This is a genomic window from Pseudonocardia sp. NPDC046786, assembly GCF_040645415.1.
Classification (GTDB): Bacteria; Actinomycetota; Actinomycetes; order Mycobacteriales; family Pseudonocardiaceae; genus Pseudonocardia; species Pseudonocardia kongjuensis.
The window spans coordinates 49374-75406 of sequence record NZ_JBEYYF010000028.1 but is presented as its reverse complement, the minus strand read 5'-3'; the positions used below and the strand labels follow the sequence as shown (position 1 = coordinate 75406).

Annotated in this window: 27 protein-coding genes; 8 read left to right on the top strand and 19 right to left on the bottom strand. The window is 73.8% G+C overall.

What is annotated here, in order from left to right; genetic code table 11:
• Positions 1 to 33 precede the first annotated feature (33 nt).
• The 3 genes from ABZ881_RS26650 to ABZ881_RS26640 are packed head-to-tail and all read left to right on the top strand — an operon-like array spanning position 34 to position 2918.
• Positions 34 to 1476, top strand: coding sequence for a replication initiator (locus ABZ881_RS26650; protein ID WP_358488379.1), 1443 nt, complete (start codon positions 34 to 36; stop codon positions 1474 to 1476).
• Between the two features lie 29 nt (positions 1477 to 1505).
• A complete protein-coding gene (locus tag ABZ881_RS26645) occupies positions 1506 to 1667 on the top strand; it encodes a helix-turn-helix domain-containing protein (RefSeq protein ID WP_358488360.1) in 162 nt (53 codons plus the stop codon).
• 3 nt (positions 1668 to 1670) lie between these two features.
• Positions 1671 to 2918, top strand: a complete 1248-nt coding sequence (locus tag ABZ881_RS26640; RefSeq protein WP_358488359.1) for a site-specific integrase — start codon at positions 1671 to 1673, stop codon at positions 2916 to 2918.
• A 40-nt stretch (positions 2919 to 2958) separates the two neighbouring features.
• Here ABZ881_RS26640 and ABZ881_RS26635 read toward each other — a convergent pair whose 3' ends face one another.
• Complete coding sequence (locus ABZ881_RS26635; protein ID WP_358488357.1) at positions 2959 to 4167, bottom strand: acyl-CoA dehydrogenase family protein; 1209 nt, start codon at positions 4165 to 4167, stop codon at positions 2959 to 2961.
• Positions 4168 to 4189: 22 nt separating this feature from the next.
• A complete protein-coding gene (locus ABZ881_RS26630) occupies positions 4190 to 4720 on the bottom strand; it encodes an SCP2 sterol-binding domain-containing protein (RefSeq protein WP_358488356.1) in 531 nt (176 codons plus the stop codon).
• Between the two features lie 97 nt (positions 4721 to 4817).
• Between ABZ881_RS26630 and ABZ881_RS26625 the strand changes: the two genes are divergently transcribed.
• From ABZ881_RS26625 to ABZ881_RS26615, 3 genes are all read left to right on the top strand, one after another.
• On the top strand, positions 4818 to 5441 hold the full coding sequence (locus ABZ881_RS26625) for a TetR/AcrR family transcriptional regulator (RefSeq protein ID WP_358488355.1): 624 nt from the start codon (positions 4818 to 4820) through the stop codon (positions 5439 to 5441).
• Between the two features lie 385 nt (positions 5442 to 5826).
• Complete coding sequence (locus ABZ881_RS26620; protein ID WP_358488354.1) at positions 5827 to 6207, top strand: hypothetical protein; 381 nt, start codon at positions 5827 to 5829, stop codon at positions 6205 to 6207.
• Positions 6208 to 6302: 95 nt separating this feature from the next.
• Positions 6303 to 6671 (top strand): hypothetical protein, encoded by a 369-nt coding sequence (locus tag ABZ881_RS26615; RefSeq protein WP_358488352.1) that lies wholly within the window; start codon positions 6303 to 6305, stop codon positions 6669 to 6671.
• Between the two features lie 159 nt (positions 6672 to 6830).
• Here ABZ881_RS26615 and ABZ881_RS26610 read toward each other — a convergent pair whose 3' ends face one another.
• Complete coding sequence (locus ABZ881_RS26610) at positions 6831 to 8105, bottom strand: hypothetical protein (protein WP_358488351.1); 1275 nt, start codon at positions 8103 to 8105, stop codon at positions 6831 to 6833.
• Positions 8106 to 8172: 67 nt separating this feature from the next.
• Positions 8173 to 8892, bottom strand: coding sequence for a deoxyribose-phosphate aldolase (deoC, locus tag ABZ881_RS26605; protein WP_358488350.1), 720 nt, complete (start codon positions 8890 to 8892; stop codon positions 8173 to 8175).
• Positions 8893 to 9017: 125 nt separating this feature from the next.
• Here deoC and ABZ881_RS26600 point away from each other — a divergent pair, with 125 nt between their 5' ends.
• Positions 9018 to 9506, top strand: coding sequence for an STAS domain-containing protein (locus ABZ881_RS26600; RefSeq protein ID WP_358488349.1), 489 nt, complete (start codon positions 9018 to 9020; stop codon positions 9504 to 9506).
• A gap of 117 nt (positions 9507 to 9623) precedes the next feature.
• Positions 9624 to 11714 carry a transketolase gene (gene tkt / locus ABZ881_RS26595; protein WP_358488348.1) on the top strand — a complete coding sequence of 697 codons (2091 nt, stop codon included), beginning with the start codon at positions 9624 to 9626 and terminating at the stop codon, positions 11712 to 11714.
• Positions 11715 to 11741: 27 nt separating this feature from the next.
• Here tkt and ABZ881_RS26590 read toward each other — a convergent pair whose 3' ends face one another.
• From ABZ881_RS26590 to ABZ881_RS26520, 15 genes are read right to left on the bottom strand one after another with little or no spacing between them, the layout of a single operon-like run.
• Positions 11742 to 12584: a hypothetical protein gene (locus ABZ881_RS26590; RefSeq protein ID WP_358488347.1), complete on the bottom strand. Its 843-nt coding sequence runs from the start codon at positions 12582 to 12584 to the stop codon at positions 11742 to 11744.
• Positions 12581 to 13354 carry a DUF6390 family protein gene (locus ABZ881_RS26585; protein WP_358488345.1) on the bottom strand — a complete coding sequence of 258 codons (774 nt, stop codon included), beginning with the start codon at positions 13352 to 13354 and terminating at the stop codon, positions 12581 to 12583. The genes ABZ881_RS26590 and ABZ881_RS26585 overlap by 4 nt, the downstream gene beginning before the upstream one ends.
• Positions 13351 to 14487, bottom strand: a complete 1137-nt coding sequence (hypD, locus tag ABZ881_RS26580; RefSeq protein ID WP_358488344.1) for a hydrogenase formation protein HypD — start codon at positions 14485 to 14487, stop codon at positions 13351 to 13353. Before hypD ends, ABZ881_RS26585 begins: the two co-directional genes overlap by 4 nt.
• A 24-nt stretch (positions 14488 to 14511) precedes the next feature.
• Positions 14512 to 14784, bottom strand: a complete 273-nt coding sequence (locus ABZ881_RS26575; protein WP_358488343.1) for a HypC/HybG/HupF family hydrogenase formation chaperone — start codon at positions 14782 to 14784, stop codon at positions 14512 to 14514.
• A 13-nt stretch (positions 14785 to 14797) separates the two neighbouring features.
• Positions 14798 to 15910: a hydrogenase expression/formation protein HypE gene (hypE, locus tag ABZ881_RS26570; protein WP_358488341.1), complete on the bottom strand. Its 1113-nt coding sequence runs from the start codon at positions 15908 to 15910 to the stop codon at positions 14798 to 14800.
• Positions 15907 to 16548 carry an SIS domain-containing protein gene (locus tag ABZ881_RS26565; protein ID WP_358488340.1) on the bottom strand — a complete coding sequence of 214 codons (642 nt, stop codon included), beginning with the start codon at positions 16546 to 16548 and terminating at the stop codon, positions 15907 to 15909. Before ABZ881_RS26565 ends, hypE begins: the two co-directional genes overlap by 4 nt.
• Entirely contained in the window at positions 16545 to 17276 is a 732-nt protein-coding gene (locus ABZ881_RS26560) for a hydrogenase assembly protein HupF (protein ID WP_358488339.1), read from the bottom strand. The genes ABZ881_RS26565 and ABZ881_RS26560 overlap by 4 nt, the downstream gene beginning before the upstream one ends.
• Positions 17273 to 17500 carry a HypC/HybG/HupF family hydrogenase formation chaperone gene (locus tag ABZ881_RS26555; protein ID WP_358488338.1) on the bottom strand — a complete coding sequence of 76 codons (228 nt, stop codon included), beginning with the start codon at positions 17498 to 17500 and terminating at the stop codon, positions 17273 to 17275. The genes ABZ881_RS26560 and ABZ881_RS26555 overlap by 4 nt, the downstream gene beginning before the upstream one ends.
• A 14-nt stretch (positions 17501 to 17514) precedes the next feature.
• On the bottom strand, positions 17515 to 19902 hold the full coding sequence (gene hypF, locus ABZ881_RS26550; protein WP_358488336.1) for a carbamoyltransferase HypF: 2388 nt from the start codon (positions 19900 to 19902) through the stop codon (positions 17515 to 17517).
• Entirely contained in the window at positions 19899 to 21095 is a 1197-nt protein-coding gene (locus ABZ881_RS26545; RefSeq protein ID WP_358488335.1) for an NHL repeat-containing protein, read from the bottom strand. The genes hypF and ABZ881_RS26545 overlap by 4 nt, the downstream gene beginning before the upstream one ends.
• A complete protein-coding gene (locus tag ABZ881_RS26540; protein WP_358488334.1) occupies positions 21092 to 22000 on the bottom strand; it encodes a NifU family protein in 909 nt (302 codons plus the stop codon). Before ABZ881_RS26540 ends, ABZ881_RS26545 begins: the two co-directional genes overlap by 4 nt.
• Positions 22001 to 22054: 54 nt before the next feature.
• Positions 22055 to 23338 (bottom strand): hypothetical protein, encoded by a 1284-nt coding sequence (locus tag ABZ881_RS26535; protein WP_358488333.1) that lies wholly within the window; start codon positions 23336 to 23338, stop codon positions 22055 to 22057.
• A gap of 17 nt (positions 23339 to 23355) precedes the next feature.
• Positions 23356 to 23604, bottom strand: a complete 249-nt coding sequence (locus ABZ881_RS26530; RefSeq protein ID WP_358488331.1) for a hypothetical protein — start codon at positions 23602 to 23604, stop codon at positions 23356 to 23358.
• A 6-nt stretch (positions 23605 to 23610) separates the two neighbouring features.
• Positions 23611 to 24426, bottom strand: coding sequence for a hydrogenase maturation protease (locus tag ABZ881_RS26525; protein WP_358488330.1), 816 nt, complete (start codon positions 24424 to 24426; stop codon positions 23611 to 23613).
• Positions 24423 to 26030 carry a nickel-dependent hydrogenase large subunit gene (locus ABZ881_RS26520; RefSeq protein WP_358488328.1) on the bottom strand — a complete coding sequence of 536 codons (1608 nt, stop codon included), beginning with the start codon at positions 26028 to 26030 and terminating at the stop codon, positions 24423 to 24425. The genes ABZ881_RS26525 and ABZ881_RS26520 overlap by 4 nt, the downstream gene beginning before the upstream one ends.
• Positions 26031 to 26033 lie beyond the last annotated feature (3 nt).

Sequence of the window (26033 nt, the reverse complement as noted above, 5' to 3'; positions counted from 1 at the left end):
CGACCGCCCGGGTTCACCAGCACCCGCACCGCGCTGCTGCGCCGCGCCGGGTCCCACGACCACCGACGCTGGCTCGACCACACCGCCGCCACCCGAGGATGCGTGCGCCCCGTCCGGCTCACCGGCGAACTCCACGACGTCGACACCACCACCGGCGCCATCACCCGCACCCGCCACACCCACGAGCTGCCCGACGGCGTCATCTACGTCCCCTGCGGCGACCGCCGCGCCGGCGTCTGTCCACCCTGCGCCGAGACCTACCGCGCCGACACCTACCAGCTCATCCGCGCCGGCCTCGTCGGCGGCAAAGGCGTCCCTCACACCGTCGCCGGGCACCCGGCGGTGTTCGCCACCCTCACCGCGCCGTCCTTCGGCCCCGTCCACACCCGGGTGGTGAACCCTCGCACCGGACAGGTCCGGCCGTGCCGGCCCCGGCGGAACGTCACCCCCTGCCCCCACGGGCGACTGCCGGTCTGCACCCAGCGCCACACCGAGTCAGCGGCCTGCCTCGGCCGGCCGCTGTGCCTGGACTGCTACGACCACGCCCACCACGTCGTCTGGAACGGCTGGGCCGGAGAACTCTGGCGCCGCACCATGATCGCCCTCAACCGGGCGCTGCGGCCCCTGACCAAGCTCCACGGCACGACGCTGCGCGTCTCCTACGGCAAGGTCGCCGAATACCAGCGCCGCGGCGTCGTCCACTTCCACGCCCTGCTCCGCCTCGACACCGTCGACCCGGACGATCCCGATGCGATACTCGCCCCGCCCGCAGGGATCACCCCGCACGATCTGGCCGAACTCGTCGCAGGCGCCACCCGGGCCACCGGCTTCGACACCCCGCCCTACGCCGACACCGGCCACACCTGGCCGATCACCTGGGGCCCACAGACCGACATCCGCGCCGTCACCCACGGACTCGACTCCGGCGCGATCACCTCCGACGCCGTCGCCGCGTACCTCGCCAAGTACGCCACCAAGGCCACCGAACCCGCCGGCCTCCCCATCACCGGACGGCTCACCGCCGACCTCGTCGAGCACTACGCCGACGCCCACACCCACCTCGGCCGCCTCATCGCCTACGCCCGCCAACTCGGCACCCGCCCTGCCGACTGGACCACCGACGACCAGCGCGCCGCCTGGCACGACACCTACGGCCGACTCGAGCGCTGGACCCACATGCTCGGCTTCGGCGGCCACTTCGCCACCAAGTCCCGGCGCTACTCGACCACCCACACCCGCCTGCGCGCCGAACGCCGGACCTGGCGCCGCACCAGCCGCACCGACCACTGGCGCCGCCACCACGGCGACGACGACACCACCCTCGTCGTCTGCCGCCTCACCCTCGCCGGGATCGGCTGGAACACCACCGCCGACGCCCAGCTCGCCGCCGACGCCGCAGCACGCGCCCGCGAACACCGCGCCCTGGCCCGCGAGGAACGCACCACCAGCAAGGAGAACCCGTCACCGTCAGCCTGAGGAGAACCATGAACGACCAGCCGGAATCCATGTGGACAATCGAGGACGTCTCGCGCTACCTGCGCATCCCCGTCGAGACGCTGTACCAGTGGCGCCGCAAGAAGCAGGGCCCGCCGGCCTGCAAGATGGGCAAGCACCTGCGCTACGACCCGGCCGGTGTCCGCGACTGGTTCACCGCCAACGCGGCCTGACCCGTGGGGCACGTCCAGGACCGCTGGTACCGCCCGGAGGTCGACCCCACGACCAAGAAGGTCCGCAAGGTCAAGACCTCGATCCACGGCAAGGGCCAGCGCTACAAGGTCCGCTACATCGACCCGGACGGCGTCGAACGCTCGCGCACCTTCCCCGACCGCTGCAAGAAGGAGGCCGGCGACTTCCTCGTCGAGGTCGAGTCGGCCAAGCGCGAGGGCAAGTACGTCAGCGTCAACGCAGGAAAGATCAGTTTCAGAGCCCACGCCGAGAACTGGTTGAAGGGGCAGTCGACCGACCGGGCCACCCGGGGCGCACTCCGCAGCCGCCTCGACGCCCGGATCTACCCGTTCTTCGAGAAGCGCCCGCTGAACTCGATCACACCGGCGATCGTCCGGAACTGGCTCGGAGAACTCGACGACCGCGGCTACAGCGCCAACTACCGGACCGTGCTGTTCACGATCGTCTCCTCGGTACTCGACTCCGCCGTCGAGGAACGACTGATCACCCACAACCCGTGCAAGGCGCAGACGATCAAGCGCCCGACCTCGTCGGCGAGCAACATCGTCATCTGGCCCCGGACACGCCTCGACGCGATCGAGCAGAACATCAGCGACCGCTTCCGACTCGCCGTCACCATCGGGGCCGGCTGCGGACTACGCCAGGGTGAGATCCTCGGACTCGCAGCCGACGACATCGAGCACAACGGCATGGTCGTTCATGTCCGCCGGCAGATCCGCACCGTCGAACGCCGGCTCGTGTTCGCGTTGCCCAAGGGCGGCAAGACCCGCGTCGTCCCGCTCTCCCCCGGCGTTCTCGGCCGGATCTCCGACCACACCCGCGACCACCAGCCGACGGACACGGCCCTGCCGTGGGAGAACCCCGACGGTCAGCCCGTCACCGCGCCGTTGCTGATCACCGGCGACGGAGGCCGACTCTACAGCGGCGACCTGTTCAACAAGGTCATCTGGCAGGGCGCGTTCCGATCCGCCGGCATCACCTACCGCAAGCGCGCCGACGGGATGCACGCGCTGAGGCACTTCTTCGCCTCGACATTGCTCTCCCAGGGCGTCTCCATCAAGGAGCTCGCGGCCTACCTCGGCCACAGCGACCCCGGCTTCACCCTGCGGACCTACACCCACCTCGTGCCGTCCAGCTACGAACGGGCACGGGCTGCCATCGACGGGGTCTTCGGTCGTCCTCGGGCGGCCTACCCACGGCCTGATCATGAGGATGCCCGGCGTCCGACCTGACGGCCGAACAACCGGGCAGACCTCCGACAGGGCCCTGACCTCAGGACAGGTGCATCCCCGAGATCGCCCGGGCGATGACCAGCTGCTGGATCTGCTCGGTCCCCTCGAAGATGTCGTAGATCTTGGCGTCCCGGTGCATCCGCTCCACCGGGTGCTCGCGCGAGTACCCGGCACCACCGAGGATCTGGATCGCCCGCTCGGTCGACCAGACCGCGACCCGGCCGGCCTTCAGCTTGGACATCGATCCCTCGCCCGCGGTGAACGGCACCCCGTTGCGGCCCATCCAGGCGGCCCGGTGCACGAGCAGCCGGGCAGCGTCGATCTCGGTCTTCATGTCGGCGAGGGTGAACGAGATCGACTGGTTGGCGATGATCGGCCTGCCGAAGGCGACCCGGTCCTTCGCGTAGTCCAGCGCGTACTCGTAGGCGGCGCGGGCGATGCCGATCGCCTGGGCGCCGACGGTCGGGCGGGACAGCTCGAAGGTCTGCATCGCCGCCGATCCCGTCGACCGCACGCCGGACCGGGCACGGGCGAGCCGCTCGTCGAGCTTCTCCTTACCGCCGAGCAGGCAGGATCCGGGCAGGCGCACGTCGTCGAGGAAGACGTCCGCGGTGTGCGACGCCCGCAGCCCCATCTTCTTGATCTTGCGGGTGGACTCCAGGCCGGGCGTCCCGGGCGGGACGACGAAGGCCGCCTGGCCCTTGCTCCCCAGCCCGGGATCGACGACGGCCTGCACCACGTGGATGTTCGCGATCCCGCCGTTGGTGGCCCACGCCTTCTGGCCGGTCAGCGTCCACTCGTCGCGCGCCTCGTCGTACACCGCGCGGGTGCGCATCGCCGCGACGTCGGAGCCGGCCTCCGGCTCGGACGAGCAGAACGCGCCGACCTTCGGGTCGGACGCGTCGCCGTAGCACTGCGGGATGAACTCGACCATCTGCTCCGGGGTGCCGGAGGCGAAGATGCCGGCCACCGCGAGGGTGGTGCCGAAGATCGCCATGCCGATGCCGCCGTCGCCCCAGAAGAGCTCCTCGTTGACCAGCGGCATCGACAGTCCGGTCTCGTCACCCCAGAACGACGCCAGCGTCTCGAAGTTGTAGAGCTCGATCTTCGCGGCCTCCTGCAGGATCGGCCACGGGGTCTCCTCGCGCTCGTCCCACTCGGCGGCGGCCGGCCGGACCACCTCGGCGGCGAACCCGTGCACCCACTCCTGCAGCTCGCGGTGTTCGGTGGAGAGTTCGAAGGAGGTCATGTCGCTACTCCCTGGTCCGGTGTCACGCCGACGGGATCTGGAACATCTTCTGCAGGGCGGTGGCGAAACCGACGTCGCCGGCGACCTTGAGCTTGCGGGTCATGAACAGGGTGACCGGATTGGCGTTGTTCGTGACGATCCGCAGGAACTCGGTGCCCGGCATGGTCAGCGCCGTCCGCGGCTCCTCGCTGGTGCCCTCGGTGACGGTGCAGGTGCCGCCGTGCAGGACGGTCTCGAAGCTGTCCACGACGTCGCCGTCCTTGATGTGCCAGTGCACGACCTGGCGGTTCCCGCCGGCGCCCTTCGACGAGTAGAACTCGCTCATCCGGCCGAAGATCGCCGCCAGCACCGGGCCGCGCACGTCGGAGGCGATGACCGTGGCCAGCTGCTGCTTCGACGCCCCCTTGACCAGGCGGGCGAACAGCGACGGATCGACGTCGGCCGGGTCGCCGTCGCGCAGGGCGGTGCCCAGCGTGGCGAGCAGCTGCTCGTCGGACAGCCTCTTCGGGTCGATGCTGCGACCCAGCTCGTTGATGTCGACCGTGTCTGCCATCGGTCACTCCACCTCGTCGTGGTCGGAAGTGCCCGGTACTCGAAGTACCCGGTTCATGTGGGCGGTACTTTACGCAGCAGTAGCTAAGCTGTCGAGCGTGGTCCCCCCGACGCGCGCGACCGGCCGGCGCCGGCTCCCGCCGGAGCAGCGCGAGCGCCAGGTGCTCGACGCGGCCGTGCGGGTCTTCTCCCGGGTCGGCTTCCACGACGCCTCGATGGACGACGTCGCCGAGCAGGCCGGCCTGTCGAAGCCGATGGTCTACACACACGGCGGCGGATCCAAGGAGGAGCTGCTGCGCCGCTGCATCCGGCGCGAGGCCGATCGGCTGCTGACGTCGGTGTCGCCGGCCGCGGGGGCGGACCGGACGACCGAGGACCGGCTGCGCCGCGGCCTGCGCGCGTTCTTCGCGACCCTCACCACCCACCGCGACGGCTGGTCGGTGCTCTACCGGCAGGCCCGCACCGGGACCCTCGCCGACGAGGTGCACGACGCGCGGGCGCGGATCGTCGGCCGGGTGGCCGATCTCCTGGCGGCCGAGCTGCCCGGCCCGGATCCGGACGCGGCCCGCACCCTCGCGGCGCCGCTGGCCGCCGGGCTGGTCGGCGCCGCTGAGGGGCTCGCCGACTGGTCCGCGGCCGGCGGCACGGAGGATCCGGACGCGCTCACCGAGCTGCTGCTCGGCCTCGTCTGGACCGGCCTCGACCGGCTCCGCGAACGCTGACACGAACGCCTACCCGGCCTGCCGAATATCGTCGGACTTTTTCACCGAACGGCCGTAACCACATATTTCTCGGTGTAACACGACGTGGCTTCGACGCACTCCGGTTCGCGGATGTCACTCCATCGTGTGTTGTTTTCCGAACACCGCACCGAACAGCGGCGATGACTAAGAGAGACCATCGTGAACAGGTCATAACTTGATATTTTCACTCGGTCGGGATCGCCTTCGCAGCACCCCGTGTATCGGTTCACCGGTTCGCGTGCCGCACATGTCACTCCATCTCGCCGCGCATTTCAGTTCTATTGCCACTACTTTTCTCGACAGCGCGCCAGGTCGTATTGGCGGGCGCGCACGACAGCAGGAACTCAGGAAGGGAACGCGCTTGATGCGTAAGTCCGTGCGCACTCTGGCCGCCGCCGCGCTGGCCGTGCCGATGACCCTCGGCGCCGCCGGGATGGCCTTCGCCGACGACACCTTCGAGCAGAACCAGGGCTCGGACGCGACGGCGGGCGCCGAGCAGGGTGCCGGCACCGACCAGGGCAACGCCTCGTTCGCCCCGGTCACCCAGGCGAACCCGGCGATCAACGTGAGCGACGTGCTGGGGCTCAGCGACTTCGCCAGCGAGGACGTCTACGAGGGCGAGGGCTCCGGCCAGTCCATCGTGCAGGACAACTCGATCGACTCGTCGACCGACCAGGGCAACGCCGCCGGGACCGAGCAGGTCCAGAAGACCGTCGTGGAGCAGCTGACCAGCCTCGCCGGCTGATCCCGCTGCGCCGACACGCTCCATCACGTTCCATCCCGCGCCGGCTCCCGCGAGCAGGACGGTGCGGGTCCTTCCCCGAGAGGAATCGCTTCCCCATGCGCAAGTCCATCCGTATCGCCGCGGCGTCCGCGCTGGCGCTCCCGCTGGCCCTCGGCGTCTCCGGCGTCGCGTTCGCCGACGACACCACGATCACCCAGGAGACCGCCGGTTCCGCGACCGGCGCCCAGGGCGCCGACGTCTCGCAGGGCAACGGCTCCACCGCCCCGGTCACCCAGGTGAACCCGGCCGCGAACGCCGAGGGCATCGCCGGGCTGAGCAACTTCGCCAACGAGGACGTGCGCGGCGGCACCGGCCAGTCCGTCGTCCAGGACAACTCGATCGAGTCCTCCACCGAGCAGGGCAACGCCGCCTCGGTCGAGCAGGCCCAGAAGACCGTTCTCGACCAGACCGCCGGCCTGGGCTGAGAACACGGGTACCCCGGAAGCACAGCCGGGCTTCTCCGGCGAGCGGGCCGGTCCGCGATCTGCGGGCCGGCCCGTTCGTTGTGTACCGGTCATGATCTCCGTCGTGGTGCGTCCGGCCACGCGGATCGCGGTCCCGGGCGCCGGGACGGTGATCTTCGATCAGCTCTCCGGGGCCGGACGCGTGACGAGCCGGCGGGTCCGGTCCGGCAGCCGGTCGACGATCCGCCCGATCCGCTCGGTGGTCCCCTGCAGCGGGGCCAGCGCGTCGGCGAGCACGCCGATCTGCCGGTCGAGCGCGTCGATCCGGGCGGCGACCGAGCGCAGGTCCGGGGCGACGGTGGTGAGCTGGTCGGCGGCCTGGGCGAGGTTCGCGTCGAGCGCGGCGAGCCGGGGTGTGCGGTCGCCGTCCCCGCCGGCCGGATCGGCGACGACGGACGCGAGCCGGTACACCGCGCCGTTCTCGTCGATCGAGGCGGCGAGCGCGGCCAGATCGGCGCGGACGGTCGCGAGCTCGCGCAGCGGTTCGACCACGCCGGACAACGCCGCGAGGTCCTCGCGGGTCCGCGCCAGCTCCCGCAACGGCTCCACCGCACCGGCCAGCGCCGCAAGATCCTCGCTGGTCTCGGACAGGGCCTGCAGCGGGCCGACGGCCTCGGCGAGCCGGGTGAGATCGTCGCGGGCGGCGGCCAGGGCCTGCACCGCGGGGACCGCTCCGGTCAGCGACTCCAGGTGCTCCCCCGCGCTCGCCAGGTCACGCAGCGGGCCGACGGCACCGGCCAGCTCGCCCAGGTCCTCCCGGGTGCGGGCGAGCTCCTCGAGCGGGCCGACGGCGTCGGCGAGCCGGTGCAGCGCGGTCACCGCTCCGGCCAGCGCCGCCAGGTCCTCGACGGCCGGGGCGAGCGCGCGCAGCGGCTCGGCGGCGCCGGCGAGCAGGTGCAGGTCGTCGCGCACCGCGGCGAGCTCGCGCAGCGCTCCCACCGCGGCGCTCAGCTCGCGCAGCGACTCCACGGCTCCACCCAGCTCCCGCAGCGGCCCCACCGCACCGGCCAGGGTGCCGAGGTCCCGGCGCGCCCCGGCCAGCTCGGTCAGCGGCCCGGCGGCGCTCGACAGCTCCACGACGGCCGAGGTCAGCCGGTCGATCCGGTCCACGGTGCCCGGGTCGTCCCACAGCGTGACGACCCGGCCGAGGACGTCGTCGAGCACCGGCGCGAGACCGGTCAGCGCCGCGTCGACGCCGCCGATCCGGCGGGGCAGCGCGGCCACGTCCGCGGCCAGCTGCGGCATCGCCTCGACGGCGCGGGGCGTCTCGGCGAGCCAGCCGGGGAGCCTGCGACCGATCTCGACCGCGGCGCCGACGGTCCCGAGCGCGGCGCCGATCAGCGTCCCGGTGACGCCGGCGGGCGACCACGGGGACGGGCGGGGCTGCTCTGCCATCGGTCTCCTCCGGTTCACGGGGCGGTCGCCGGGCCAGCCTCCCAGATCGGGCGGCGCCGGGTACCGGTCAGTAGGAGGTGTCGTCCACCCGGGCACCGGCGGATCCGCCGGCGTCCCGGCCGGCGGCGTCGGACAGGATCGTCGCCGTCCCGCTGGTGCCGAACCGGGTCACCCCGGCGGTGTGGAACGCGAGCACGGTGTCCAGGTCGCGCACCCCGCCGGACGCCTTCACCTGGACCGACGGTCCGACGCTGCGCCGCATCAGCGCGATGTGCTCCGGTGTGGCGCCGCCGCCCGCGAAGCCGGTGGAGGTCTTCACGAACGCCGCACCGGCGCGCTCGGCGGCCACGCAGCCGGCGACGATCTCGTCGTCGGACAGCAGCGCCGTCTCCAGGATGACCTTGACGATCCGCCCGCCCGCGGCGTCGACGACGGCCCGGACGTCGGCCTCGACGTCGTCGAGCAGGCCGCTGCGCAGCCGTCCCACGTTGATCACCATGTCCAGCTCGGCCGCGCCGTCGGTGATCGCCTGCCCGGACTCCGCGACCTTGGCCGCGGTGCTGGTCGTGCCGTGCGGGAAGCCGATGACGGTCCCGACCGCGACGCCGGTGCCGTCCAGCCGGGCGACCGCGTGCGCGACGTCGCTCGGCCGGACACACACGCTGAAGATCCGATGGCGGGCGGCGGTCTCCAGCTGGGCGTCGACGTCGGTCCGGGTCAGCTCCGGCCGCAGGATCGCGTGGTCGATCATCCCGGCGATCTCGGCGGCGGTCAGGGTGGTGGCCACGGGGCCGAGGCTACGCGGCACCGGGCGACGGTCCCGGGGCGATCCACAGCGCATGCGGTCACCGGCGGTCACTGCGATGCTGGCCCCGGCGCCGGGCGTACCGGCTCCGGAAGGGAACGCCTGCGATGGAGGACGAGAAGCGACCCCTGCCGTCGCCCGAGCCCGCCGAGCAGCTGGGTGACCGTCCTGAGCTGCGGTCCGGGCCGGCACTGCGGTTCGAGACCTCCCGGCCCCCGTCCGGGGCGGCAGTGCTGCACGCGATCGGCGCGATCGACGACGACACCTCCGCCGATCTGTGGATCGAGCTCGGCATCTGGTCCGAGGAGAGCTCCGACCTGATCCTGGACCTGTCCGGTGTGGACTTCCTCGGCACCGCGGGCCTGACGTCGCTGCTGGAGGCGCGGGACGTGATCGGTACCGAGGGCAAGCGGCTGCGGGTGCTCTGCGGCGGCAGCCGGGCCGCCCGGCGGGCACTGCAGGTCACCGGCGCGATCGAGGAGTTCGACGTCCTCGACCGGGTGCCGGACGAGCCGCTCGGTTCGCGGGAGACCGTCTTCGCCGTGCCGGACCCGGGCGTCCGGCTCGACGGCAGCGTGCGCGCCACCGGCGACTGAGCATCCGGGGGGCGATCCGGTAGCCGATCCGGCTCCCCCCGACGCCCCCCGGCGCGGGGGAGGAGAACGCCGTCCGGTGTTCCTACGGTCGAGATCGCCGCCCACGAAAGGTGCGTGATGACCGAGAACCGGACTCCGCTGGTCCTGCCCGCATCCGGTACGCCACCGGACCCGGTGGACCGGGGCTCCGCCGTCGATCTCGCCGTCGATCTCGACGAGCTCGCCGCCCACACGATCCGGCTGCTGTCGGTCGACGCCGTCGAACGGGCCGGCAGCGGACACCCCGGTCTGCCGCTCGGCGCGGCCCTCCCGGCGTGGGTGCTGTGGTCGAGGCACCTGCGCCACGATCCCGCCGACCCGGGCTGGCCGGACCGGGACCGCTTCGTCCTGTCCGCCGGGCACGGCTCGATGCTGCTCTACGCGCTGCTCCACCTGACCGGGTACGAGCTCGGCCTGGACGACCTGCGCCGGTTCCGCACGACCGGCTCGCGCACCCCGGGCCATCCCGAGCACGGGATCACCCCCGGCGTGGAGACCACCACCGGTCCGCTGGGTCAGGGCCTCGGCACCGCGGTCGGGATGGCGCTCGCCGAGCGGATGCTGGCCGAGCGCTGCAACACCGACGAGCACCCGGTGGTCGGCCACCGCACCTGGGTGCTGGCCGGTGACGGTTGCCTGATGGAGGGGATCAGCCACGAGGCGGCGTCGCTGGCCGGGCGGCTCGCCCTCGACCGGCTCACCGTGGTGTTCGACGACAACGACGTCACCATCGACGGGCCCGCCCGCAACAGCTGCACCGACGACGTCGAGGCGCGGTTCCGCGCCTACGGCTGGCACACGGTGCGGGCCGACGACGCCACCGACCCGGCGGCCCTCGACCGCGCCTACGCGGCGGCCCGGGCCGAGACCGGGCGACCGACGCTGGTGTCGGTCCGCACCACGATCGGGCTCGGCGCCCCCGGGGTGGAGGGCACGCCGAAGGCGCACGGGAGCCCGGTCGGCCCGGCCGCCGTCGCGGCGATGCGGGCCGCCGCCGGCCTGCCGGACGCCCCGTTCCACGTCCCCGCCGAGCTGCGCCGGGCGGTCACCGGGCTGCGCGCGGGATGGTCGGCGGCCCGGCGCGACTGGACGGATCTGCACGAGCGCTGGCGGACCGCGCATCCGGCGACCGCCGCGGCGTTCCCGCTGCACGGGACGCCCGCCCTCGACGACCCGGCCGGTCTGCGCCGGCTCGCCCGCGCCGCGGACGAACCGGGTGCCGCCGCATCGGTGGCGACCCGGCGCGCCTCGGCGGCCGCCCTGCGCGCAGTCGCCGACGCCTGCCCGGGGCTGGTCGGCGGCTCCGCCGACCTGGCCTCGTCGACCGGGACCACGCTGCCCGGCGGCGACGTCGGGCCCGGCTCGTTCGCTCCGCGCACCGTGCCGTTCGGCGTCCGCGAGCACGGAATGGCCGCCGCCATCAACGGCATCGCCCTGCACGGCGGGCTGCGGCCGTTCGGCAGCACCTTCCTGGTGTTCGCCGACTACCTCCGTCCGGCGCTGCGGTTGTCGGCCCTGATGCGGCTCCCGGTGACCTACCTGTTCACCCACGACTCGGTGCACGTCGGCGAGGACGGACCGACCCATCAGCCGGTGGAGCAGCTGGAGTCGCTGCGGCTGGTCCCCGGGCTGACCGTGCTGCGCCCGGCGGACTCCGCGGAGACCGCGCTCGCCTGGGAGATCGCCGCCACCGCCACCGACCGGCCGACCGCGCTCGTCCTGAGCAGGCAGGACCTCCCCGAGCTCGGCGCCGCCGACCTGGACCGGGTCCGCGAGCACGGCTACCGGGTGATCGGCACCGATCCGGACCGGCCGGACGTCGTGCTCGCCGCCAGCGGCTCGGAGGTCGGGCCGGCCTGCAAGGCCGCCGAGCTGCTGCGCGCCCGCCGCACCACCGTCCGGGTGCTGTCGGTGCCGTGGCGGGAACGGTTCGACCGGGCGCTGGACACCGGCCTCGTCCCGCGGCCCGCGGTGCCGGTGGTGTGGATCGAGGCCGGTGTCCGGACCGGATGGCGGGCGCTCGCCGGGCCGGGCGACGCGGTGATCGGGATCGACTCCTTCGGCCACAGCGGACCGGGCCCCGAGATCGCCGCACAGCTCGGCCTCACCGTCCGGGCGATCGCCGCGGCGGCGCTGCGCGCGATCGGCCGCACCCCGCACGAGCCCTGATCCGGTCCCCGCCCCGGACCCGCCGGCTCAGCGGGACGCCGGGGCGGGGGCGAGCAGCCCGGGATCCACCCCCGCCCGGACGGTCACCGAGGTGACCGCTGCGTCGACGACCAGGGCCGCGTCTGTGGCGCCGCCGGCACCGAGCACGACGGCGGCGCTGTCCGGGTGCTCGCGGTGCGCCATCAGGAAGTCGTAGAGCAACCAGTCCACCGCGCAGGCGACGGCCAGCGGATCGGCGACCGGATCGGCGGCCGCGTCGACCACCGAGCGCAGCGCCTCGCGGTGTTCCCGGCGCGCGGCGTCCTTGTTCACCCCCGAGCTGTCGAACAGCAGCGTGGACAGCGTCAGCGGCAGCCTCCGGCCGTCCTCGGTCCGGACGATCCACCGGCCGCCCGCCCACGGCCGCGCCGGGTCGACCCGGCACATCTCGCCGAACCCGCCGACCACCCCGGGGCCGGGCCGGTCCAGCTCGTCGTCCAGCGGGGCCGGCCCGAGCAGCCCGAGCGGCTCGCGGGCCCGCACCGAGATCAGCGTGCTGGTGCCGACGATCTGCCCGGTGCGCACGTCCGGCTCGATGCCCAGCTCGCGGGCCGCCAGCACGACGTCGTGCACCAGCCGGTCGAACACCCGGTAGAGGGTGGACAGCGACTCCCGTTCGCCGGGGTCCGGGCGGCGGCCGCCGCCGAGCAGCTCGCCGTACCGCTGAGCGGCGTCGATCAGCGCGTCGTCCAGCGCGGCGAGGTGGGTGGCGACCAGGCGGTCCGGTTCGTCGTCGGTGGCGACCAGTGCGCGCAACGTCGTCGGTGATCCGTCGGGGTTCGCCCAGCCGAAGCCGGCCCGGTCGTCGGTCTGCAGGATCCGCGGCCTCACGGCGCGCTCCGTCCCTGGCCGTCGGGCGGCCGTCGCAGCAACCGCCGGTTGGTCCGGTCGAGCTGGCGCAGGGTGCTCGCCCGCAGCTCGTGCAGCCGGCCCCGCTCCAGCCGGCCGCAGATCCGGCCCCAGTGCAGCGCGACCGCGTCGTCGACTGTCAGCCCCGGGGCCGGGTCGTGGCCCTGTACGACCACCGGGATCCGGGCGACCACCGGATCGGCGAGCCGCAGCGCACCGCCGACCAGGCGCAATGGCCGGTACCGGACGTCGACGTCGTCGCCGTGGCGGGCGAGCACCGTCCCCCAGGTGATCCGGCAGCTGTCGAGCACGTGCAGCGGCTGCCGGTCGGCGCCGCGGCCGAGCAGCCGGGTCCAGGGGTAGACGCCGAACACGTGGAAGGCGTGGTTCCCGGCGGCCTCGTCGAGCAGGTCGGCGGTGAGATGGGCCCAGTAGTGCCCGGCCTGCGGGCCGATCACCGCCAGCAACCGGGCGCCGAACTCGCGCGGGTCCAGCCGCTCCCCCACCCCGCCGCCGAGCCAGTAGGACGCGACGACCCGTGGATCCAGCGGATCGTCGATCCCGCTCATCGCGGACAGCACCTGCAGGTACGGCCAGGCGCCGGAGAACCGGCGCGCCGCCGCCCTGACCTGCGCCGCCGTCCCGGTGCGCAGCACGTCGCCGGCGGGTGGCCCGCAGTAGCCGAGGTGGTTCGGGGCGTAGGCGTACCGGGCGAACAGCTCGGGCCCCGCGTCGGTGGCCGCCGCCGTCACCCCTGGCCCACCAGCTGGGCGGCGTCGCGGTGCATCCGCCCGAAGTTGTAGTAGGCCGCGCACGCCCCCTCCGGGGAGACCATGCACGTCCCGATCGGGGTCTCCGGGGTGCAGGCGGTGCCGAACACCTTGCACTCCCACGGCTTCAGCACGCCCTTGAGCACCTCACCGCACTGGCAGGCCTTCGGATCGGCGACCCGGACGCCGGGCAGGGCGACCCGCTGCTCGGCGTCGAACTCGGCGAACTCCTCACGGATGGCCAGCGCGCTCTGCGAGATGAACCCGAGACCGCGCCACTCGAAGTGCGGGCGCAGCGTGAACACCCGGCCCATCAGGTCCAGCGCGGCCGGGTTGCCGTCGGTGTCGACGACCCGCGAGTACTGGTTCTCCACCTCGCAGCGGCCCTCCCGGATCTGGGTGAGCAGCATCGCCACCGACGCCAGGATGTCCAGCGGCTCGAACCCGGCGACGACCAGCGGCTTGCCGTACACCTGCGGGACGAAGTCGTAGGGCCGGGTGCCGACGACGGTCGACACGTGCCCCGGCCCGAGGAACCCGGACAGCCGCAGGTCCGGCGAGTCCAGGATGGCCTTGATCGGCGGCACGATCGTCACGTGGTTGCAGAACACGCTGAAGTTCCGCACCCCCAGCTCGCGGGCCCGGACCAGGGTCACCGCGGTGGACGGCGCCGTCGTCTCGAACCCGATGGCGTAGAAGACGACCCGGCGGTCCGGGTGGTCCACGGCGATCTTCAGCGCGTCCAGCGGCGAGTAGACGAACCGGACATCGGCGCCGCGGGCCCGCGCGTCGAACAGGCTCCCGTTCGAGCCGGGCACCCGCATCATGTCGCCGAAGCAGGTCAGGATGACGTCGGGCTGCTCGGCCAGCCAGATGGCGTCGTCGACCCGGCCCATCGGGATGACGCAGACCGGGCAGCCGGGCCCGTGCACCAGCTCGACGTTGTCCGGCAGGAGATGCTCGATCCCGTGCCGGTAGATGGTGTGCGTGTGCCCGCCGCACACCTCCATGAACTTGAAGTGCTCGCCCTCGCTGCGCGGCTCGGCGAGCCGCCCGATCGCCCCGAGCAGTGCCCGGGCGGCGGCGGGATCGCGGAATTCGTCGACGAATCGCATGGCTGCTCCGTGGTGGGAAGGGGGTCAGATGATCGAGGAGGAGTCGAGCGCGTCGATCTCGTCCCGGTAGCTCTCGCCCATCTTCTGGACGGCGGCGAGGGTCAGCAGGGCCTCGCGCTCGTCGATCCGCGCCATGGCGAAGCCGACGTGCACGAGCACCCACTCGTCGGGGTCGGGAAGGTCCGGCTCCAGCAGGCGGACGCTGATCGTCCGCTGCACACCGCTCACGTCGACCCGGGCCAGACAGTTGTCCCGGTCGGTGATCTCCACGATCCGTCCGGGAATGCCGAGGCACATGGGAGATCTCCTCTCAGCAGATCCGCGGGAGCGGGTCGCCGACGAGCGTGTCGACGATCCGGGTCCCGCCGAAACCGGTGCGGAGCACGACCGTCCCGGCCGGCTCCCCGATGACCGTCCCGATCGCGGCGGCGTCCGCGCCGAGCGGGTGCGCACGCAGCGCCGCCAGGCCGGCGTCGGCCTCGTCCGGGGCGAGCACGGCCAGGAACTTGCCCTCGTTGGCGACGTAGAGCGGGTCGATGCCCAGCATCTCGCAGGCCCCGGCGACGACCGGGCGGACCGGCAACGCCTCCTCGTCGAGGACGACGCCCAGCCCGCTCGCCGCGGCCAGCTCGTTGCATACGGTGCCGACCCCGCCGCGGGTCGGGTCGCGCAGCCACCGGGTGGCGGGCGCGGCCGCGAGCAGGTCGGCCACCGCCCCGGCGACGGCCGCGGTGTCGGACCGGATGTCGGCCTCGATCGCCAGGTCACCGCGGGCCAGCATGATCGCCATGCCGTGGTCGCCCATGAACCCGGACAGCACCACCCGGTCACCGGGCCGGACCGCCGCCGCACCCAGCTCCCGCCCGTCGGGCACGTGCCCGACACCGGTGGTGGTGATGTAGAGGCCGTCGGCGGCGCCCTGCGGGACGACCTTGGTGTCCCCGGCGACGATCGCCACGCCCGCGTCCGCCGCCGCGGCCGCCATGTCGGCGACGATCTCCTTCAGCTCCTCCACCGCGAGGCCCTCGGCCAGCACGAACGCCGCGGTCAGCCAGCGCGGCTCGGCGCCCGCCATGGCCAGGTCGTTCACCGTCCCGTGCACGGCGAGATGCCCGATCGAGCCGCCGGGAAAGCGCCGGGGCGAGACCACGAACGAGTCGGTGGACACCGCGATCCGCCTGCCCGCGGGCGGGCTGAGCACGGCGCCGTCCCCGAGATCGGCCAGCGCCGGGTTGCGGAACGCCTCCAGGAAGACGGCGTCGACCAGGGCCTGCGACGACTTCCCGCCCGCGCCGTGGGCCAGGGTGATCCGGTCCTCACGCAGCCGCGGGCGCCTGCGGCGGAACGACTCGATCCGGTCGATCACCTCGCCCTCGGCGAACCCCGGACCGGACGCGCGGTAGCGCTGCACGGTCTCGCTCATCGTTCCTCCCTCCCGGCCCGGTGCACCGCCGACCACAGGCGGTGCCCGAGCAGTGCCTGTGCCTCCTGGATCCGGTGCACGCTCTGCGACCGGACCACGAAGCAGACGTCGAGATCGGGGCTGGTGGCGAACGAGCCGCCGTCGTAGCCCGCGAAGCCGATCGTGTACATCCCGCGTCTGCGGGCCTCGCCGAGTGCCGCCGTCAGGTCCCGTGAGCTGCCGCTGGTGGACAGCGCGACGGCGATGTCGCCCGGCCCGGCCCTGGCGATCAGCTGGCGGGAGAAGACGTGCTCGAACCCGACGTCGTTGCCGAGCGCGGTGAGGATCGCCTGGTCAGCGGTGAGCGACCAGGCAGGCAGTGCGGCGCCCTCCGGCGGGTGCGCGAACAGCGCGGCCAGCGTGGCGGCGTCGGTGGAGCTGCCGCCGTTGCCGAACGTGAACATCCGCCCGCCCGCGGCGAACCGGCGGGCCAGCTCCGCCGCGGCCCGCTTTACGTCGGCGGCCGACGCCTCGGCCGTCTCCCGGCGCAGCCGGGCGCTCTGCACCGACTTCGCGACGGCGGACGCGGCGAGATCGGCGAGCAGCGGACCGGGATCGCGCTCGCGGGCGTCCAGGAACGGGTACAGGAAGCCGGTCACGAGTCCCCCTCCCCGAGCACGCGCAGCGCCATCCCGGCGTGCACCAGCAGCAGGTCGTCGCGGGCGACGGCGCCGACCAGGTCGACGGCCACCTCCTCCTGGCCGTCCGGGGTGCGCACCAGCGCCGACGAGACGCCGCGCTGCTCGATCACCTCCACCACCCGTCCCTCGTCGCTGCAGGTCACGCACACCTCGTCGGTGCAGTCGCCGTCGACGGTGAGCAGGCCGGGATGCTCGAAGCAGACGTGCGTCAGCTCCCACAGCAGGTGGTAGAGCAGGACGAAACCGCCGGTCGCCGGCAGCGCCGGGTCCGGGTCGTCGTGCCACAGCACGTGATCGGCGGCGCCGGCCGGCGGGCGTTCCCCGTGCCCGATCCAGATCGTCGTCGCCCCCCAGGCGGGTGCCCGCCGGGTGATGTCCCGGATCTCCCGGTCCGCGGCGTCGGCGACGGCGAGCACGACGTCCCCGGAGCGCACCGACAGCCGGGCGGTGCCGACCAGGTCCCGGTCGACGAGCGCGACCGCGGGCAGCGCGCGGGCACCGACGACGACCGGGTGCACGAACTCGACGGCCACGTGCTGGGCGTGCGGCGCCCAGGCCGGGGCCAGGCACCACAGCGTCGCCCCGGCGGCGAACCGCCTGGCCAGCGCGAGCGCAGCGGCGGCGAGGTCGTCGGCGAGCGCGGGCGCCAGACCGGTGTCGGTGCCGATGCCGGGGGCCGCGGTCACGACGTCACCCCCTGGTCGCCGAACACGCCGTACTCGACCATCGTCGCCAGGGTGGCGGCGGCCGTCGCCTCGTCGACGTGGCTGAGCGCGAACCCGGCGTGCGCGATCGTGTAATCGCCGACCTGCAGGTCCGGCACGTAGGCGAGGCAGAGGTCCTGTTCGGAGTCGGGGTAGCGGACCCGGGCCATCCGGGCGCCCGACTCGGCGTCCCAGACCCGGACCACCTGGCCCGGTATTCCTAGGCACATGGGATCGGCCCTCCTGGTCGTGCGTCGTGGTGGTGCGGCGCGGGCCGCTCCGGGCGGGATCGGTCCGCCCGCGCGGCCAGTACCGCGACCGCGGCCTGGCCGAGTGCCAGGCCACCGTCGTTCGGCGGGACCACGCGGTGCACGAGCACCTCGTGGCCCGCGGAGCCGAGCCGCCGCCGGGTCTCCCGCAGCAGCACCGCGTTCTGGAACGCCCCGCCGGTGAGGCCGACCGTGCACGGCCCGGACCCCCCGACCGCCCGGACGACGGCGTCGGCCAGCGCCAGGTGGAACGCCGCGGCGAGCGCGTGGGCGGGGACGCCGTCGCGCAGCGCGGCGACGATCCCGCGGATCACCGGGGCCGGATCCAGCACCCCGCCGGCGTCGACGTCGAACCCGGGGACGGCGGCGACCTCCGACCGCGCGATGCCGTCCCGGGCGAGCGCCTCCAGCTCGATCGCGGCCTGGCCCTCGTACTCGACCCGGTGCCGGACGTCGAGCAGCGCGGCGACGGCGTCGAACAGTCGCCCGACGCTGCTGGTCGGCACGCAGCCGGTGCCGCTGTCGAGCTGCGACTCCAGCAGGGCGCGCTCGTCCGCCGGGGCCGCCCGCACCGGTGCGAGCTCGTCGGTCCGGTCGACGCCTGCGGCGCGGGCGTGCACCAGCGCCATCCGCCACGGGTTGCGGACGGCGGCGTCACCACCGGGCAGCGGCACCGGTGCCAGGTGGCCGATCCGGGTGAACCGGTGGCTGTCCGGGCCCAGCCGCAGGATCTCCCCGCCCCAGACGGTGCCGTCGGTGCCGTAGCCGGTGCCGTCGAACGCGACACCGACGACCGGGGTGCCCAGCCTGCCGTGCTCGGCCAGCAGCGACACGACGTGCGCGTGGTGGTGCTGCACCAGGTCGGGCGGGTGATCCACGGCGTACCGCTCGGCCCGCTGCCTGCTCAGGTAGCCGGGATGCAGGTCCGCGGCGATCCGGTCCGGGCGTCCGCGCAGCGTGGTGAGCCGCTCGACAGCCCGGTCGAAGGCCAGCGCGGTGTCCAGCGATCCCATGTCCCCGACGTGCGCCGAGCAGAACGCCCGGCGGCCGTCGGTCAGGCAGAACGTGTTCTTCAGCTCGCCGCCGACGGCCAGCACCCGCGGCCCGTCGATCCCGAGATCGACCGGCAGCGGGGCGAACCCGCGGGACCGGCGGATCGGCAGCTCGGCGCCGTCGACGACCCGCACGACGGAGTCGTCGCACGGGACCTCGATCGGCCGGTCGTGGTCGAGCACCGCGTCGCACAGCGCAGGCAGCCGGTCGCGGGCGTCGGCGTCGGTGTGGCAGAGCGGCTCGTCGCTGAGGTTCGCGCTGGTCAGGACGACGGCGTCCGGCACCGGGGCCGGATCGCCCGGCACCGGGGCGAGCAGCAGGTGGTGCACCGGGGTGTAGGGCAGCAGCAGCCCGAGCAGCGGGTTCCCCGGGGCGACGCCTGCGGCGACGGGGGCGTCGTGGCGGCGGTCCAGCAGCACGATCGGCCGCTGCGCCGAGCCGAGCACGGCGGCCTCGTCCGGCCCGACGACGGCGTGTGCCGCGGCGACGCCGAGATCCCGGACCAGGACGGCGAACGGTTTCGCCGAGCGGGCCTTGCGCCGGCGCAGCTCGGCGACCGCGCTCCCGTCGTCCGCGCGGCAGGCCAGGTGGTACCCGCCGAGCCCCTTCACGGCGACGATCCGCCCGGCGGCGATCGCGCGCTGCGCGGCCGCGATCGCGGCGTCCCCGGTGTGCCCGGTGTGCTCGCCGTCCGCAGCGCGGTAGCAGAGGGTGGGCCCGCAGTCCGGGCAGGCGACCGGCTGGGCGTGGAACCGCCGGTCACCGGGATCGCCGTACTCGGCGGCGCAGCGCGCGCACATGCCGAACCCGGCCATCGTCGTCGACGGCCGGTCGTAGGGCAGGGCGCGGATGATCGTGAACCGCGGTCCGCAGTCGGTGCAGGTGACGAACGGGTGCCGGTACCGGCGGTCGGCCAGGTCGAACAGCTCGCCGACACAGGCGTCGCAGGTGGCGACGTCCGGTGGGACGACGGTGACGGCGCCACCGGAGCCCCGGCTCCCGTCGATCCGGAACGAGCCGCCCGCACCGGCCGGCAGGCCGGTCCAGCGGACGGTGTCGATCCTGGCCAGTGGCGGGGCGTCGGTGCGCAGCCTGCGGCCGAACTCGTCGAGTGCCTCGGCCGGGCCCTGCACCTCCAGGAACACCGCGGCGGAGTCGTTGCCGACCAGCCCGGCCAGCCCCAGCTCGGTGGCCAGCCGGTGCACGAACGGCCGGAACCCGACCCCCTGGACGACGCCGGTCACCTCGGCACGACGGCGGACGGCGCCGGTCGCCGGGGCGCTCACGACTCGGGCTCCGTCCGGTGCCACAGCACGACCCGGTTGTTCCCGGAGTCGCACACCGCCATCCGGTCGCCGTGCAGGGACAGGCCGTACGGCCAGCACAGCGTGTCGTGCAGCACCGCGGCCCACCGGTTCTCGCCGTTGCGGGCGAAGTCCGGCTGGGCGAGGACGTGATCGGCGCCCCGGCCGTCGTCGGGCACGGTGTCCCAGAGCAGCACCCGGTTGTTCGCCGTGTCGGCCACCGCGAACCGCTCGCCCAGCGGGTCGAGGCAGGCGGCGTAGGGAAACCGCAGACCGGCTGCGGTCTGCGGGGCGTAGGGCCACTCGTCGGCGGTGTACAGGCCCGGCTGACCGATCGCGTACCCGGCCGCCCGGTCCGCGTCCGGGACCGGGGACCAGCCCAGCACCCGGTGGTTCCCGGCGTCGGCGACCAGCAGCAGCCCGTCCCGGCCGGTGATCGCGTGCGGCCAGCGGAAGCTGGCCGGCCCGACGCCCTCGCCGCGGTTCTCCTCCCGCGCCGCCGGTCCGGGTTGGCCGAGGACGACGTCGGCGGGCCGCCCCGGGCCGGGGATGCCGCCGTCCCAGCCGAGCACCCGGCGGTTGCCGGTGTCGGCGACCCAGAACCGGCCGTCCACGATCCCGACGCCGAACGGCCAGTAGAAGGTGCCCGCGGAGCACTCGCCGCCGGCGTTCGGCTCGACGCCGGTCGCGTCGCGCTGGCCGAGCACCAGGTCCGGCGGGACGTCGTCGGAGCGCGGCACGGTGTCCCACACCAGTACCCGGTGGTGCCAGGCGTCGGCGACGACCAGCCTGCCGTCGTGCACGAGGACGCCGGTGGGCAGGTTCATCCCGTTCTCCGGGCCGCGCCCGCCTGCGGCCCGGCCCTCGGTGACGGCGTCCGGCTGCCCGAGGACGACGTCGGCGGGCTGCTCGTCGGTGTCCGGCAGGGCGTGCCAGAGCAGCACCCGGTGGTTCCCGGTGTCGGCGACCACCAGCAGGTCGGGTCCGATATGGACGCCGCGCGGCGAGTACATCCAGGACCGGGACGGCGCGGCGCAGGGCAGCGCGAGCCCGCCGGTCGCCGGCGCGCCCAGCCACGCCCCCGGCGCCCATCCCCCGGCCAGCGCGGGATCGGTGCCGGGATCGGTGCGGTCCGGGCGCCCGGCGACGGTGTGCCGGACGGTCAGCCTGCTCACGGGTCGGCCCGTACCCAGACGGTGTCCCGCTCGACCCGCATCGGGAGCCGTTCCAGCTGGGCACCGGGCGCGCTCAGGCACTCGCCGGACCCGGCGTCGAAGCAGAAGCCGTGCCACGGGCAGGTCAGCGTGCCGCCGCGGACGTCGAGCACGGCGTCGTCGAGCGGGAGGCCCTCATGCGCGCACTCGTTGCGGAAGGCGGCGAGCCCGTTGTCGACGTTCACCAGGATCACCGAGGTGCGGCCGCCGGGCGTGTCCAGCTCGACCGGGTGCACCTCCCCCACCCCGAACCGGTCGGTGGTCCCGGCCCTGGTCCAGCCGGTAGTCGCCGGGTCGGGGCCGATCCGCAGCTCGTCGAGCGGGATCAGGGTCGGGGACGGCTCGTTCGGCAGCACCTCCACCCCGGTCACCTCGTCGACGCCGTCGACCAGGCTCGACTCGACCAGGTTCCGAAGCGTCACCGCCGACATCGAGCAGCCGTTGCAGGCGCCCTGCAGCCGGACATAGGCGGTCGCTCCCTCCACCCGGTCCAGCAGCACGTCGCCGCCGTGGCTCGCCAGCTGCGGCCGCACCCCGGCGAGTGCCCGCTCGGCCCGGACCGACACCGGCTCGCGCACGATCCCGTGCAGCGAGAGCAGCATCCGCACCACCGGCACGTCGGCCAGCTCGAACAGCGCGGGCCGGGTCGACTCGTCGTCCTTGAGCCGGCGGACGATCTGCACCAGTCCGGCCCGGTGCACGGCTTCCAGGGCCGATCGCAGCTCCTCGGCGGCGGACCGCGCCGCCGGATCGAGTTCGTCCAGCGCGCGCACGGCGCGGTCCACCCGGTCGGCGAGCTCCTCGAACGTCGGGTCGCCGCCCGGCTCCCCGGCCGGGGCTGCCGTTCCCGGCATCACTGCCGTCATCGCCGGCTCCTCACTGCGGTGTGGTGGGTGGTGGTCGTCCGGGACGGGTGCGGATCAGCCGGGGGCGGGCGCCGGCGCGTTGCCGTGCTCGGCGGTGCGGGCCAGCGCGACCTGCCGGGCGATCTCGTCGAGCACCCCGCGCACCGCACGGACCGACGCCTCGTCGGTGTGCTCCTCGAACAGGAACCGGGCCTCGTAGAGCCGGGCCTTGGCCTCGTCGAACGCGCCGAGATGGGCGAGCACGGTGCCCTGGTTGCTCAGCACCCTGGCCCGGCCCAGCGGGTCGGTGTCCCGGTCCCGGGTCTGCAGCACCGCCTCGTAGATCTCCACGGCGTCGACCAGGTTCTCCTCCCGGTGCGCGGTCGGCCCGTAGACCAGCGAGTTCGCCAGGTTGAGCTGCAGGCTCGCCCACTCGGCGGGATGGTCCTCACGGGTGTAGACGGTCATCGCGGCCCGCAGCGACTGGGCCGCGATGCCCAGCCTCAGCTGGCCGGAGGCCTCCACCATCGGCATCGTCAGATAGGCGGTGGCGAGTCCGGCGTGCGACGCCGCCCAGGTCAGCGGGGCGTCCTCGCGGCGGACCAGCTGCAGCGCCGAGTGGTAGTGCGGCACGGCCGCGTTCAGCAGGTCGGGCCGGTCGTCGGCCTGCTCGTGCAGTGCCCCGGCCAGTTCCAGGTGCACCTCGGCCCGGCCGACTCCGAGCCCGTCGGCATCCTCCAGGAGCGCCAGCGCCCGCTCGAACCGGGGCACGCAGCGGCGGTCGCCGTGTTCGCGCAGGATCCCCGCGGACGCCGCCGCCAGGAGCCCGGCCAGCGGCCGCGACACCGGGGACGCCGACTCGGCGGCCCGGTCCAGCAGGTCGACGGCGGCGGCCGGGCCGTCGGTCCCGAGCGCGTGGGTGGCCCTGGCGGACAGCACCAGCGCCGCGATCTCGCCGGTCGCACCGCGGTCGTCCGGGGGCAGGTCGGTCCGCCCCAGCGCGAACAGCACCAGATCGACCAGCACGCCGAGCTCGCCCAGCTCGGCCCTCAGCGCAGCGGGGGACGCGCCGTCCGGGTCGAGGACGAACCGGTTGTACCGGGTGACCGGCCCCTGGTCCGGGTCGGCGGCGAGCGCGGCCAGTGCGCCGTCCCGGTCGCCGGCGTGTGCCCGTTCGTGCGCGCGCATCGCGCCCGGCCAGCTGCCGGGGATCCGGCCGGCGAGCAGCTCGGCACGGGCCGGGTCGGAGCCGGGCCCGGCCGGCACCAGGAGGTACCCGAGCGGCAGCGGCAGCACGCCGAGCGGCTGCGGGCGCGGCACCGGACCCGCCGGGCCGGGATCGTGCGGACGGTCCAGCATCTGGGGTTCCCCCGTGTTCATCGCAGGTCTCGCAGGTCTCGTTCGGCGGCGCGGCGGATCAGCCGGGCGGAGATCCGGGCGCGTGCCTCGGTCGGGTGGTCGCTGATCCGCCTGCGGACGACACCGTCGGCGAAGACGACGACGATCTCGACCACCCACCGGCCGCGTTCGTGCACGACCTCGGTGTGCACGTCCAGGGCCTCGTCCGCGGAGCTGTCCGGGCGGGGTGCGGTCCTGGGGCGCTCCTCATCCGGTGTCCCACCCATCGCCCGTCACGCCTCCCGGAGCGGGATCCGTAACGCCTTCTGCTCGTCGTCCCACCGGGTCGGCCGTGGCCCGGTGACCGTCCGTTCGCCCAGCACCTCGCGGACCAGGACCGAGCGGTCCCCGGCCGGGTTGCGCTGTTTGAGCATCAGGCCGCCGCTGCGCGGGCCGTGCAGCGGGACCAGCCAGAGATCGTCGTCGCGGACGGCGGCGACCGCGGCGTCCGACGGGAACCGGCCCGCGGCGAGCCGGGCGGGCAGCCGCAGGTAGCCGTCGGCGGTGAACTCCACCGGATCGTCGGCACCGTCGGGCCGCAGCGGTGCCAGGTACTCCCGCTCCACCATCTCGATCACCTGCTCCATCCCCCGGGTGGCCGGATCGGACAGCTCGGCACCGAACTCCACGCCGGCCGCCTCCACCAGGAACACCGTGACGTCCTCCGGGCAGGCGTCCCCGAGTGCCCACCTGGCCAGGGGGATCGCATGGTCCCAGCGGAACGAGTGCGTGTGTACTCCCTGAAGCGGTGGGAGCTCGGCCAGCTCGGAGCCGGGCACCCGGAACACCGTGCCCGGCGCGGAGCCGGTCGCCGCCGCGTCGACGATCACCACCCGTTCCGCGCCGCGCATCTGGAAGGCCACGTCCATCCCGGCCGTCCCGCCGTCGACCAGCCGGGCCCCGTCCGGCATCCCGCGTTCCCACAGGTGCCGGACGAGGACCGGGCCGATGCCGTCGTCGCCCCGGAGCAGGTTCCCGCAGCCGACCACCAGCACGGCGCAGCCGGGCGGTTCCAGGTCCGGTGGTTCGGTGGCGGACGTCGGACTCACACCATTCCGTTGACGACGAACTTCGACAGCTCGCGCCCGGTCCTCCCATCGTAGGCGTGCACCGTGCACACCAGGCAGGAGTCGAAGCTGCGTGCCACGTGCCCCAGCTCGACCGGGTCCTCGGCGTCCACGATCGGCGAGCCGACCAGCGCGGACTCGATCGGGCCCAGCATCTCGGCGCCGTCCCGCGGACCGATGTTCCAGGCCGTCGGCGTCACCACCTGGTAGTTCTTGATCTTGTTGTCCTCGATCACGATCCAGTCGGACAGCGCACCCCTGGCCGCCTCGGTGGACCCGAAGCCCTTGCCCTCGGCGTGCTCGACCGGCTTGGTGTAGAAGCTCTCCTTCAGGTCGAGCCGGTCCAGCCAGGTCCGCACCCAGGAGTAGTACTTCGGCGCCTCGTGCATCCGGGCCAGCTGCCGGACGAACACGCTCGGCCCGATCGAGTTCACGATGTCGACGAACAGCGGGTCGTCGTCCTGGTGCTCGGCCGCGCCCGGTCCGCCCGCCGCCATCCGGCGGGCCAGCGGGCCCGCCTCCAGCGGCACGTGACCCAGGCCGGGCACGTCGTAGCGGGGCGACTTCGCCCAGCTGTACTTGCCCTGCTTCGCGCCCTCGGCCGGGTCGATCGGGTTCGTCTCGCCCTCGAACGGGTGCAGCGAGCCGGTGCCCTCGTAATACGAGTGCGTGACGTCCTCGGTCACCCGGGCCTGGTCGAACGCGTGCCAGGTCCCGTCGGCGTAGATGCCGGAGCGGCCGATCAGGGCGTCGTTGCGGCCCTCGATCGTCGGGTTCTCGTAGAGCGACGGCTCGAAGTAGGTCCCGGTCGCCAGGAAGTTCCCGACACCGCGGCCGTACTTGTCGAGGCCGACGTCCAGCGCGTAGCGGATGAAGAAGCCGCAGTCGCTCTCGTAGTGCGACTCGTTCTCGTCGACCCAGGCGAGCACGTCCTCCCAGGTCCGGTTCTCCAGCCAGCGCTCCACCGAGCAGCCCAGCCACTGCTTCTCCAGCCAGTTGTCCTTCCAGTGCTCGAAGATCGCGATGGCCCGGGTGACGTCGGCCAGGGTCGGCGCGCACATCACGCCGCCGGGCACCATGAAGCTGGAGTGCGGCCACTGCCCGCCGAAGATCGCGTAGACCTCGACCGGCTTGGCCGAGAGCACCACGCCCGGCTGGTAGCTGGTCCCGACGTACGGCGCGAACCGGCGGACCGCCTCGTCGTACAGCGCGGACTTGGCGTAGTTCTTGTTGGTCAGGTCGATCGCGAACAGCGCGTAGAAGTACCGCGGGATCGACTGCAGTGTCTCCGCCGCCTGGCAGATGTTGCGGATCAGGGTGGCGTTCGGCGGCATGTGCGTCTTCCATGCCGTGTCCAGCGCGTACGCCGACTTGTAGAGGTGGCTGCCGCCGCAGATGCCGCAGATCCGCGGCGTGACGATCAGGCCGGCCTGCGGGTCCTTGCCGCGCAGGATCATCTCGAAACCGCGGAACATGGCGGCCTCGGTCCAGGCCGAGGTGACGACCCCGTCCTCGACGGTCACCCGGACGTCGAGGTCGCCCTCGACCCGCCCGAGCGGGCTGACGTGGAGATCGAGTGTGGTCATGGT

Coding starts and splice junctions, on each gene's coding strand:
- ABZ881_RS26645 (WP_358488360.1), top strand. CDS start 1,506: ATGTGGACAATCGAGGACGTCTCGCGCTACCTGCGCATCCCCGTCGAG.
- ABZ881_RS26635 (WP_358488357.1), bottom strand. CDS start 4,167: ATGACCTCCTTCGAACTCTCCACCGAACACCGCGAGCTGCAGGAGTGG.
- ABZ881_RS26630 (WP_358488356.1), bottom strand. CDS start 4,720: ATGGCAGACACGGTCGACATCAACGAGCTGGGTCGCAGCATCGACCCG.
- ABZ881_RS26620 (WP_358488354.1), top strand. CDS start 5,827: ATGCGTAAGTCCGTGCGCACTCTGGCCGCCGCCGCGCTGGCCGTGCCG.
- ABZ881_RS26615 (WP_358488352.1), top strand. CDS start 6,303: ATGCGCAAGTCCATCCGTATCGCCGCGGCGTCCGCGCTGGCGCTCCCG.
- ABZ881_RS26610 (WP_358488351.1), bottom strand. CDS start 8,105: ATGGCAGAGCAGCCCCGCCCGTCCCCGTGGTCGCCCGCCGGCGTCACC.
- ABZ881_RS26600 (WP_358488349.1), top strand. CDS start 9,018: ATGGAGGACGAGAAGCGACCCCTGCCGTCGCCCGAGCCCGCCGAGCAG.
- tkt (WP_358488348.1), top strand. CDS start 9,624: ATGACCGAGAACCGGACTCCGCTGGTCCTGCCCGCATCCGGTACGCCA.
- hypD (WP_358488344.1), bottom strand. CDS start 14,487: ATGCGATTCGTCGACGAATTCCGCGATCCCGCCGCCGCCCGGGCACTG.
- ABZ881_RS26575 (WP_358488343.1), bottom strand. CDS start 14,784: ATGTGCCTCGGCATTCCCGGACGGATCGTGGAGATCACCGACCGGGAC.
- hypE (WP_358488341.1), bottom strand. CDS start 15,910: ATGAGCGAGACCGTGCAGCGCTACCGCGCGTCCGGTCCGGGGTTCGCC.
- ABZ881_RS26540 (WP_358488334.1), bottom strand. CDS start 22,000: ATGACGGCAGTGATGCCGGGAACGGCAGCCCCGGCCGGGGAGCCGGGC.
- ABZ881_RS26535 (WP_358488333.1), bottom strand. CDS start 23,338: ATGCTGGACCGTCCGCACGATCCCGGCCCGGCGGGTCCGGTGCCGCGC.
- ABZ881_RS26530 (WP_358488331.1), bottom strand. CDS start 23,604: ATGGGTGGGACACCGGATGAGGAGCGCCCCAGGACCGCACCCCGCCCG.
- ABZ881_RS26520 (WP_358488328.1), bottom strand. CDS start 26,030: ATGACCACACTCGATCTCCACGTCAGCCCGCTCGGGCGGGTCGAGGGC.